Consider the following 10,804-nt stretch of genomic DNA (forward strand, 5'->3'; position numbering starts at 1 on the left):
TTCCCAGCTTTAACATTAGGACCAATTGCTGAATATTTTTCTGCGAAGTAAAATATAAAACGAATAATAGGAATGTCTTTTTCTAACACATAGAAACATAGATTTTTTTCTGGGGAATTAAGAAAAATTAAAGAAAACTATAGTTTTCTCACATAGACTATGTGTTTTATGTAAAAATGAAATGCCTTTTTAAAGTTTTTAAAACTATGTCTCTATGTGTTTTAAAAAAATACCATTAAATTAAATTCATTAAATAGTATAATCATCATGAGTGCAACTCAAAATAATTTATTTCAAAAAGAGTTGGTTAACGAAGCTTTAAAACAGTCTTTCGTCAAACTAAACCCTAAAATAATGTTCCGTAATCCTGTTATGTTTACAGTAGAGATTGGAACCTTCGTTATGTTTTTTGTTTGTCTTTGGATACTAGCCGGAGAAAAATCACAAGGAAGTTTTGCTTACAATTTTACCATCTTTTTAATTCTGTTAGCAACCTTGCTTTTTGCCAATTTTGCCGAAGCTATTGCGGAAGCAAGAGGAAAAGCACAAGCGGATAGTTTAAGAAAAACCAGAGAAGAAACCCCTGCAAAACTAGAAAATGGACAAACCATTTCGTCTGCTCAACTAAAAAAAGGCGATGTTTTTGTTTGCGAAGCGGGAGATATTATCGCAACCGATGGTGAAATTATCGAAGGTTTGGCAACCATTGACGAAAGCGCCATTACGGGTGAAAGTGCTCCTGTAATTAGAGAGTCTGGTGGTGATAAATCATCTGTAACAGGTGGTACAAAAGTTTTATCAGATAAAATAAAAGTAAAAGTAATCTCTGAACCTGGTGAAAGTTTCTTGGATAAAATGATTGCTTTGGTTGAAGGTGCAAGCCGTCAAAAAACACCAAACGAAATTGCTTTGACTATTCTGTTAGCTGGATTTACATTAGTATTTATTATTGTAACGGTTACCTTAAAACCATTTGCTGATTATGCGAATACTCCAATAACGATTGCCGCTTTTATTTCGCTATTTGTGTGTTTGATTCCAACAACAATTGGAGGTTTATTATCAGCGATTGGAATTGCCGGAATGGACAGAGCTTTGCGTGCTAACGTAATTACAAAATCTGGAAAAGCGGTTGAAACTGCTGGAGATATTGATGTTTTGCTTTTGGATAAAACAGGAACTATCACCATTGGAAATAGAAAAGCAACCAGTTTTTACCCAACAAAAGGTATTTCGCAAGAAGAATTTATTCAATCTGCGGTTTTGAGTTCTTTGGCAGATGATACTCCTGAAGGAAAAAGTATTTTGGAATTGGCAGGTGCAGAAGTTGCCAATAAATTATCTATTGAAGGAGCAACTTTAATCAAATTTACCGCCGAAACCAGAACTTCTGGAGTGGTTTTGAAAGACGGAACCAACATTAGAAAAGGTGCTCAGGATGCTGCGAAGAATATTGCACAACAAGCAGGAAATGTTTTTCCTGAAGATACTGCACAGCAAGTAATCACAATTTCATCCAACGGAGGAACTCCTTTAGTGGTTATCAAAAATAATCAGGTTCAAGGTGTTATTGAATTACAAGACATCATTAAAACCGGAATGAAAGAACGTTTTGAGCGCTTGCGCAAAATGGGAATCAAAACGGTTATGGTGACTGGTGATAATCCTTTGACAGCTAAATTTATTGCCGAAGCAGCCGGTGTAGATGATTTTATCGCTGAAGCAAAACCAGAGGATAAAATGAACTACATCAAAAAAGAACAAGCTTCGGGAAGATTAGTTGCGATGATGGGTGATGGTACGAATGATGCGCCGGCTTTGGCTCAAGCCAATGTTGGTGTCGCAATGAACAGTGGAACTCAAGCAGCGAAAGAAGCTGGAAATATGGTCGATTTAGATAATGACCCAACAAAACTAATCGAGATTGTAGAAATCGGAAAACAGCTTTTGATGACTCGCGGTACTTTGACAACTTTCTCTATTGCGAACGACGTTGCTAAGTATTTTGCCATTATTCCAGCTTTGTTTATTACGGCGATTCCAGCTTTGCAAGGATTAAATATTATGGGTTTACACAGTCCTGAAAGTGCGATTTTATCAGCGGTGATTTTTAATGCGATTATTATACCGTTTTTAATTCCGCTTGCGCTAAAAGGGGTTGCTTATAAACCAATTGGAGCATCAGCATTGTTACGCAGAAACTTATTTATCTACGGCCTTGGCGGTGTTTTGGTACCGTTTATTGGTATCAAATTGATTGATATGTTGGTTGCAGTATTTATGTAAAATAGAAAATAGAATAAAGAATTAAAGAACAAAGAATTAAAGAACAAAGAATTAAAGAACAAAGAATAAAGAACAAAGAATAAAGAGATTAGAACAAAGAAAATAGAATAAAGAATTATTAAATCTGAGGATGAGATTGCTTCGTTCCTCGCAATGACAAAAAAAATGAAAACAAATAGTATTATCGCTTTAAGATTAACTCTTTTTTGCGCGGTGTTTTTCTCTGGAGTTTACACTTTGAGTATTCTCGGAATTGCACAATTTGCTCCAAACCATGGAAAAGGTGAAATCGTAACTTCTAAAGGAAAAACATATCATATTAATGTGGCTCAGAAATTTACAGATAACAAATATTTCTGGTCACGTCCATCGGCGGTTGATTATAATGCGGCGGGTTCTGGAGGAAGTAATAAAGGAACAAACAATCCAGATTATTTAGCAGAAGTAAAAACAAGAATCGATACTTTTTTATTGAAAAACCCAACTGTAAAACGCAGTGAAGTTCCTTCAGATTTAGTAACAGCTTCAGGAAGTGGTTTAGACCCGAATATTTCTGTTCAAGGTGCAAATGTTCAGGTTAATCGTATTGCTAAAACTCGAAACATTGATAAAGAAAAAGTAATCGCTTTGATTGAAAAAACAAAACAAGAACCTCTTTTGGGATGTTTAGGAACAGAAAAAATAAATGTTCTGGCTTTGAATATTGCTTTGGATGAGCTTTAAAAAAAAGTTGCTGAGTTGCTAAGAGGCTAAGTTTCTTAGTTTATCCTAACAGGTTTTTAAAACCTGTTAGGTATGATTGACCTAAAAGTCCTAGCCCCGATAGAAACGAACTGACGAAGTAAATAGCTCCTGAAAAAATCACTAAATAAATTAATTTAGAGAACGAGATTGCTTCGTTCCTCGAAATGACAAAAAAATGAAAAAAATAATACTTACCGCTTTAATCGCTTTCGGTTTTAGCAATTTGCACGCACAAGAAGAAGTTAAAAGTCCGTTTACGTTTTCTGGATATGTAGACGTTTATTATAGTTATGATTTTGGAAAACCAGACAATCATACACGCCCTGGATTTTTTTATAGTTACAATACAGCTAACGAAGTAAATTTGAATTTAGGTATGGCAAAAGTGAATTACAGCAAAGAAAATATTCGCGGAAATTTTGCTTTGATGGCTGGGACTTATGCTCAATATAATTTGTCGGCGGAGCAGGATTTGTTGAAAAATGTATATGAAGCTAATGTTGGTGTGAAAATTTCGAAAAGTAAAAACTTATGGATTGATGCGGGAATTATGCCTTCGCATATTGGTTTTGAAAGTGCGATTGGAAAAGATTGTCAAACTTTGACAAGAAGTATTTTGGCTGAAAACTCTCCTTATTATGAAACGGGTATAAAAGTTGGATACACTTCTGATTCTGGAAAATGGTATTTGGCAGGAATGTATTTGAATGGCTGGCAGAGAATTCAGAAAATTGACGGGAATCAAACGCCTGCTTTTGGAACTCAGATTACTTACAAACCTTCGGATGGATTAACTTTAAATTGGAGTACTTACGCTGGAAATGAGCAACCCGATATTGATAAAAAATGGCGCTATTTCAATAACTTTTACGGACAAATTAAAGTGACAGAAAAAACAAATGTTACAACTGGTTTTGATATAGGTTCACAACAATCGGCTAAAAATAGTAACAAATATGACACTTGGTTTTCGCCTGTTTTGATTTTGCAATACAAACCAACTGATAAGATTCAGTTAGCGGCGAGAGGCGAATATTACAGTGATGAAAAAGGAGTTATTATCGAGAGAGAAACGCCAAATGGTTTTAAAACTTATGGATTTTCAGCTAACTTTGATTATCTGGTTACTGATAATGTAATGTTTAGAGTTGAAGCTAGAAATCTTTCGAGTAAAGATGAAATTTTCACAAAAAATAATCTTCCAACGGACACGAATACGTTTGTGACGACTTCGCTGGCGGTTTCTTTTTAGCTTTAAAAATTTAAACGCATAGAAACATAGATTCTGGTTTTTTTTTAAAATTAGAAAAAAATAGATAAATTTTTATTTCACATAGCTTTTCTAAATCTCCTATGAAAAATGGAATGTCTAATTTTTTAAATAAAATCTATGTTTCTATGTGTTAAAAATATTTTTTCATTAAATAGTATGGAACAAGAAAAAGAAAATAATGCACAGCACTTTCTCGATTTAATTCAGAAATCACGAAAAGGGAAGTTTAAAGTCTATATTGGGATGAGCGCCGGTGTGGGCAAAACGTACCGAATGCTTCAGGAAGCACATTCGTTATTGAAGAACGGAATTGATGTGAAAATTGGTTACATAGAAACGCATCTTCGAAAGGAAACACATGAATTATTGTTTGGTTTGCCTGTGATTCCGAGGAGAACCATTTTTTATAAAGGAAAAGAACTCGAAGAACTCGATGTTCAGGCTATCATCAACTTGAGACCAGAAGTGGTTATTGTTGATGAATTGGCGCATACAAATGTGGAAGGAAGCAAGAATGAAAAACGCTGGCAAGATGTTTTAGAGATTCTAGAAGCAGGAATTAATGTAATTTCGGCGGTTAATATTCAGCATATTGAAAGTTTAAATGAAGATGTAAAACGAATTACAGGCGTTGATGTTCAGGAACGGATTCCGGACAATGTATTGCGAATTGCTGATGAAGTCGTGAATATCGATTTGACTTCGGAGGATTTGATTGCTCGGTTAAAAGAAGGAAAAATTTATACGGCCGATAAGATTCAGACTGCTTTGACCAATTTTTTTAAATCGGATCAGATTCTGCAATTGCGCGAACTGGCTTTGAAAGAAGTGGCGAGCCAAGTGGTCAGAAAGGTAGAAAATGAAGTGCCTCAACAGCATGCTTTACGACATGAAAAATTGTTGGCGTGTATTAGCAGTAATGATAAAACGGCTAAAATTGTGATTCGAAAAGCAGCACGGCTCGCAAGTTATTATAACGGATCGTGGTATGTTTTGTATGTAGAAACTCCACAAGAGAGCAGTACAAAAATTGCTTTAGACAAACAGCGGCATCTTATAAATAACTTTAAGCTAGCAGTACAATTAGGCGCTGAAGTAATTAAATTAGAGAACAAAAATATTGCTGATGCGATTTTGATAGCTGTTGAAGAAAAATATATTACAACCGTCTGCATCGGGAAACCGCATTTGAATTTATTTAAAGTAATTTTGTCTACAACAATTTTCAGGCGCCTATTAAACAAGCTGTCTTTATCGAATGTTGACCTTGTTATTTTATCTTAAAAAAAATATTTAAACCATATAAGTTATGTAAGTTCATTTAAATTAGAATGGTTGTAAGCTCTAAACGCAAAGTTCAGTGAAGTTTTTGATCGCAAAAGTAGCGAAGATGCAAAGTTTTTCTTGATACAAATCCTTAAATTATCTTATATAATTTATATGGTTCAAAAAACATAAATTATGAGAATTAAAACTAAATTAAATCTGGGAGTTGGATTGTTATTTTTAATGATTATCATACTCTCTTTAGTGAGTGCTTATTCTGTTTTTTTAATAAAAGCAGATACAGAGAATATTCTGAAAGAGAATTATAATACATTGGAATATTCGCGAAATATGATTTTGTCTTTGGATGGAATTAAAACAACCCCTGATAATAACATTTCAGTTTTTAAAGAATTTCTGAAAAAACAAATGCAAAATGTAACCGAGCCTGGAGAAAAAGAAGCAACTGCCAATCTGGAGAAAAGCTTTGCTCTTTTAGAAAATAACAGTGCTGATGAAAATTTAAAGGCGCAAATCAGGCAAAATATTTTTTCTATTATGAAATTGAATCTGGATGCCATAAAACAGAAAAGCGATATTGCAAAAAAAACAGCAGAAACTGCCAATTTTTCTATTGCCATCGTAGGTACTTTATGTTTTTTGATTGCCTTTAATTTACTTGTTAATCTGCCCAATAATATTGCAAATCCAATCAAGGAACTAACACAAAGCATCAAAGAGATTGCTAATAAAAATTATTCAGAACGCGTTCATTTTACCAACCACAACGAATATGCAGATTTAGCCAATTCATTCAATACGATGGCGCAGAAACTTCAGGAATATAATAATAGTAATTTGTACAAATTGTTTTTCGAAAAGAAACGACTGGAGACGCTTATCAACAACATGCACGATCCTATTATTGGACTTGATAATGAAGGAATTATTTTGTTTGCGAATGATGAAGCCTTAAAAATTATTGGTTTGAAATTGGAAGATGTTATAGCAAAATCGGCTTCTGCTCTGGCTTTGTCAAATGATTTAATCCATTCTTTGATGTTAAAAGATGATGCTGATGCGCCTAAAAAAAAGCCGCTTAAAATTTATGCAAACGGAAAAGAAAGTTATTTTGAAAAAGAAATTCTGAATATCACCATAATTCCAACAGGGGAAGAAAAGGAAATTAATATTGGCGATGTAATAATCCTGCGAAATATTACGCTTTTTAAAGAACTTGATTTTGCTAAAACCAATTTTATTGCCACAGTTTCACACGAATTAAAAACACCAATTGCTTCAATAAAATTAAGTCTTCAATTGCTTGAAAATACCAAAACGGGTGATATGAACGAGGATCAGAAACAATTGGTTGAAAGCATTAAAGATGACAGTCAGCGATTGTTGAAAATCACAGGCGAATTACTTAACTTATCACAGTTGGAAACGGGAAATATTCAGCTGAATATCGAAAAAAGCAATCCGTATGACATTGTAAATTATGCTGTAGAAGCTGTAAAAGTCCAGGCAGATCAAAAACAAATAAAACTTATCATTGATACCGATGAAAACCTTCAGGATGTAAAAGCAGACAGCGAAAAAACTGGCTGGGTTTTGATTAATTATTTATCGAATGCCATTCGTTATTCTTCTGAAAAAAGCACGATTATTATCCAATTAAAAAATGAAAATAACCAAATTGTATTTCAGGTTATCGACACCGGAAAAGGAATTGACACAAGATACCAAGACAAAGTTTTTGATAAATATTTTCAGGTTCCGGGAAGTCAAAAATCCGGAACCGGATTGGGATTGGCAATCAGCAAAGAATTTATTGAAGCTCAGAACGGAAGCGTTGGTGTAGAAAGTAATTTAGGATTGGGAAGCACTTTTTGGTTTTCGCTGAAAATCTAATATTTAGCCAGCATTAATCAAACTATCTCATTTAAAACCAACAAATTAATATTCGCTTAAGGTTGTATTAAGGTAAGATAGTTCTATCAGACATTCGTTATTATTGCAGCTTATAACAAACGAAAGATGCTTTACAAAACTATTTCTCTGGTATTCCTTTTCAACTTTTTTTCTGTTGCTTCACAACAAAATGATTCAATTATCAAAATTGACAGCATTTCACATCATTTAAGATTGAGTTACAAGCAATTAATTATTCCTGGTGTATTGATTGGATATGGCGCAATTGGAGTTAAAAATGATCAGCTCTTAAGTTTTAATCAACAAATCAAGAATGAAGTCACTGAAGATATTGATGAAAAAATCACAATTGATGATTTCTCACAATATACTCCTGCTGCTTCGGTTTATGCTTTAAATGCTTTTGGTGTGAAAGGAAAGAATAATATGCGGGATCGTTCAGTAATATTTGCGACTTCTTATGTCATTATGGCTTCCACAGTTTTAGGTTTAAAATCAATTGTGCATGAAGAACGACCAGACGGAAGTTCTAATAACTCTTTCCCGTCCGGACATACTGCAACTGCTTTTGCCGGAGCTGAGTTTTTATGGCAGGAATACAAAGATAAATCGATTTGGTACGGAATTGCTGGCTATGCCGTTGCAACCGGAACCGGATTATTTAGAATTTACAACAATCGTCATTGGTTAACCGATGTCGCTGCCGGAGCCGGAATCGGAATTTTGAGTACAAAATTAGCGTATTGGATGAATCCGTATATCACCAAAAAAGTATTCAAATCCTCTTCTGAAAGTAATTCAGCTTCTATGATTGCACCTTTTTATAACGGTCAGCAATATGGATTGAGTTTTGTAAAAACTTTTTAAAGTATCATTTTCAACTAATTTGATAAATACATATAAACAAAATGCCTTGCTGAAATACAAGGCATTTTTGTTATTTGTCAAAAGTTTACTAAGCTTAAATTTGAAATCAAATTTTAATTTTCTTTCGGCTTTGTTAAATAATAAACCGGAATTCCTATAAGCATAATTAAAATTCCCCAACCACAAGTTGCAAATTTTGTAAAAAGCAATGATATACAAATAGCCGATGCAATTATTATGTACAACATTGGTAAAAAAGGATATCCAAATGCTTTATAAGGTCTTTCTGCATCCGGCATTTTTTTACGCAAAATAAAAATTCCGTAAATTGTAAGGATGTAAAAAATCAAAACGATGATCATAACAAAATCTAATAACGCACCATATTCTCCAGTAAGGCATAAAGCTGAAGCCCAAACACACTGAGCCCATAAAGCCCATGAAGGAACACTGAACTCGTTAAGCACAGCCGCTTTCTTGAAAAACAAACCATCCTTAGCCATTGTATAATATACTCTTGCTCCCGCCATAATCAATCCGTTGTTACAGGCAAAAGTCGAAATCATAATCATAATGGCAATTACCAAAGTTCCGATATTACCGAAAATATATTGAGAAGCTACTACTGCTACCCTATCCGATTTTGCCGTTGCAATTTCGTCAAGCGGAATTACTGCCAAATACATGAGGTTCGTTAATACATATATAATCGTAACGATAAAAGTCCCTAAAAATAAGCTGAAACCTACATTACGTTTTGGGTTTTTAATTTCTCCAGCAATAAAAGTTACTCCAACCCAAGCGTCACTTGAGAATAAAGAACCTACCATTGCTGCCGAAATTCCAGTAATTAGAGCTGTTCCGCTAATTGGGAGCCATGAATTACTATCAGGTACGTATGAGCGAGGTGTCCAGGCATCTGCCCAATTGGCATCCCAAACAGATGCTTTTGCGGCAAGCGTTAATCCGAAAACAATCAAACCTAACAACGACAATATTTTGATGATGGTAAGAACGGTCTGAAGCGTTTTTCCATTTTTTACACCACGGCTATTTATGTACGTGAGTAAAATTATAGTTACAATAGAAACAATCTGTGCTGCATTCAATTTAAAAAAACCTAATTCAAACAATATGTTTTCGTCACTTAATGGCTCATATAGGTATGCGGCAAACTTAGAAAAAGCCACACCTACAGCAGCAATTGTTCCCGTCTGGATTACGGCAAAAAAACTCCATCCGTACAAAAAAGCAATTAATTTATTGTATGCTTCTTTAAGATAAACATACTGACCTCCTGCTTTTGGGAACATGGCACTTAACTCACCATAACTCACTGCAGCAATAATGGTAATTAATCCTGAAATTAGCCAAATTAGTGTCAGCCATCCTGCTGAACCTACTTGTCTGGCAATATCAGCACTTACGATAAATATTCCGGAGCCGATCATTGAACCAACAACTAACATGGTTCCATCTAGTAATCCGAGTTCTCTTTTAAAATTTTCCTGGTCGTTTTCCTGCATTATTTTAGGTTTTTGGGTTGGTTAAAGATATACTTTTTTTGAAAACTCAGATTAGATTTTAAATTGTTTTATAATTGAAATTCATATCAATAGTTTTAAAAGAAAAATAAAAAAAAAATCTTAAACATATTTTCATTCTTTACCAATATAACGCAACTAATTAATAAATTTTGCATCTGTATAGTAAAATATAAATATTATGAAAAAACAATTTCTGCTTTTAATTACAATTGTAACCTTATTGTCTTGTTCCAATGATGATGAAAATTCGTCTCGAATTATTAACATGCGAATTAATCATTATCAAAATACAGGTATAGCTTTGAGTCCTGTTTTGACTTTACTTGCACAAGAAGATAACGCTATTGGAACAACTAACTGGAGCAGGTTTTACAATGCTATTGAAGGTTTCAATTATGTTCCCGGAAAAATTTATAATCTTTCTGTCAGAGTTGAAAAAATCACAGACCCTCCTGCCGATGGCAGTTCATTAAGATATATCTTATTAGAGGTAAAATCAACTCAGGAAGTAAATAATGAAACTCCCTTTGATGTTGATTTAAAAATAAATGGACAAAATTTTGTTACTACAAATTCTGGTTACAAACTGCTAAACCAAATTGAAATAGATTGTAATACTTTTTGCACTCAATTAGATTTAGATTTACACAATAAGAGTTCAGTAATTGGAACTTTTAAACGAAATTCAGATAATAAAATGCAATTGATTGATCTGAAGTAAATGGCAAATGTTAATGAGTACGAATTATTAAACCCTCTTTGCTCAATTCAAATATTTATAAAAATAAAAACCGTAAAAAGCTTTTGATACAGCTTAATACGGTTTTTTAATGTGGAGTCGCCGGGAATCGAACCCGGGTCCAAACAAGCAACTAAAGAGCTTTCT

At 33.8% G+C, this 10,804-nt stretch carries 8 protein-coding genes; 7 read left to right on the forward strand and 1 reads right to left on the reverse strand.

Features of this window, described 5'->3' with window-relative positions; genetic code table 11:
* The first annotated feature begins 267 nt into the window (after nucleotides 1–267).
* From kdpB to ABI657_RS17925, 6 genes are all read left to right on the forward strand, one after another.
* On the forward strand, nucleotides 268–2,286 hold the full coding sequence (gene kdpB / locus ABI657_RS17900; protein WP_348098636.1) for a potassium-transporting ATPase subunit KdpB: 2,019 nt from the start codon (nucleotides 268–270) through the stop codon (nucleotides 2,284–2,286).
* A gap of 165 nt (nucleotides 2,287–2,451) precedes the next feature.
* A complete protein-coding gene (locus ABI657_RS17905) occupies nucleotides 2,452–3,009 on the forward strand; it encodes a K(+)-transporting ATPase subunit C (protein WP_348098637.1) in 558 nt (185 codons plus the stop codon).
* Nucleotides 3,010–3,205: 196 nt separating this feature from the next.
* Nucleotides 3,206–4,282 carry a porin gene (locus ABI657_RS17910; protein ID WP_348098638.1) on the forward strand — a complete coding sequence of 359 codons (1,077 nt, stop codon included), beginning with the start codon at nucleotides 3,206–3,208 and terminating at the stop codon, nucleotides 4,280–4,282.
* Nucleotides 4,283–4,459: 177 nt separating this feature from the next.
* A complete protein-coding gene (locus ABI657_RS17915; protein WP_348098639.1) occupies nucleotides 4,460–5,587 on the forward strand; it encodes a sensor protein KdpD in 1,128 nt (375 codons plus the stop codon).
* A 177-nt stretch (nucleotides 5,588–5,764) separates the two neighbouring features.
* Entirely contained in the window at nucleotides 5,765–7,483 is a 1,719-nt protein-coding gene (locus tag ABI657_RS17920) for an ATP-binding protein (protein WP_348098640.1), read from the forward strand.
* 126 nt (nucleotides 7,484–7,609) lie between these two features.
* Nucleotides 7,610–8,371, forward strand: a complete 762-nt coding sequence (locus tag ABI657_RS17925; RefSeq protein ID WP_348098641.1) for a phosphatase PAP2 family protein — start codon at nucleotides 7,610–7,612, stop codon at nucleotides 8,369–8,371.
* A gap of 113 nt (nucleotides 8,372–8,484) precedes the next feature.
* On the opposite strand, the gene ABI657_RS17930 is transcribed toward ABI657_RS17925, so the two are convergent.
* Nucleotides 8,485–9,897: an amino acid permease gene (locus tag ABI657_RS17930; protein WP_348098642.1), complete on the reverse strand. Its 1,413-nt coding sequence runs from the start codon at nucleotides 9,895–9,897 to the stop codon at nucleotides 8,485–8,487.
* A 199-nt stretch (nucleotides 9,898–10,096) separates the two neighbouring features.
* Between ABI657_RS17930 and ABI657_RS17935 the strand changes: the two genes are divergently transcribed.
* On the forward strand, nucleotides 10,097–10,639 hold the full coding sequence (locus ABI657_RS17935; RefSeq protein ID WP_348098643.1) for a DUF4377 domain-containing protein: 543 nt from the start codon (nucleotides 10,097–10,099) through the stop codon (nucleotides 10,637–10,639).
* Nucleotides 10,640–10,804: the final 165 nt, after the last annotated feature.

Origin of the sequence: Flavobacterium sp., from assembly GCF_039930565.1 — a bacterium.
In the GTDB taxonomy this organism is placed as follows: domain Bacteria; phylum Bacteroidota; class Bacteroidia; order Flavobacteriales; family Flavobacteriaceae; genus Flavobacterium.

Excerpts from the sequence above, each read along its gene's own strand:
- kdpB (WP_348098636.1), top strand. The coding sequence starts at position 268 with ATGAGTGCAACTCAAAATAATTTATTTCAAAAAGAGTTGGTTAACGAA.
- ABI657_RS17905 (WP_348098637.1), top strand. The coding sequence starts at position 2,452 with ATGAAAACAAATAGTATTATCGCTTTAAGATTAACTCTTTTTTGCGCG.
- ABI657_RS17910 (WP_348098638.1), top strand. The coding sequence starts at position 3,206 with ATGAAAAAAATAATACTTACCGCTTTAATCGCTTTCGGTTTTAGCAAT.
- ABI657_RS17915 (WP_348098639.1), top strand. The coding sequence starts at position 4,460 with ATGGAACAAGAAAAAGAAAATAATGCACAGCACTTTCTCGATTTAATT.
- ABI657_RS17920 (WP_348098640.1), top strand. The coding sequence starts at position 5,765 with ATGAGAATTAAAACTAAATTAAATCTGGGAGTTGGATTGTTATTTTTA.
- ABI657_RS17925 (WP_348098641.1), top strand. The coding sequence starts at position 7,610 with ATGCTTTACAAAACTATTTCTCTGGTATTCCTTTTCAACTTTTTTTCT.
- ABI657_RS17930 (WP_348098642.1), bottom strand. The coding sequence starts at position 9,897 with ATGCAGGAAAACGACCAGGAAAATTTTAAAAGAGAACTCGGATTACTA.
- ABI657_RS17935 (WP_348098643.1), top strand. The coding sequence starts at position 10,097 with ATGAAAAAACAATTTCTGCTTTTAATTACAATTGTAACCTTATTGTCT.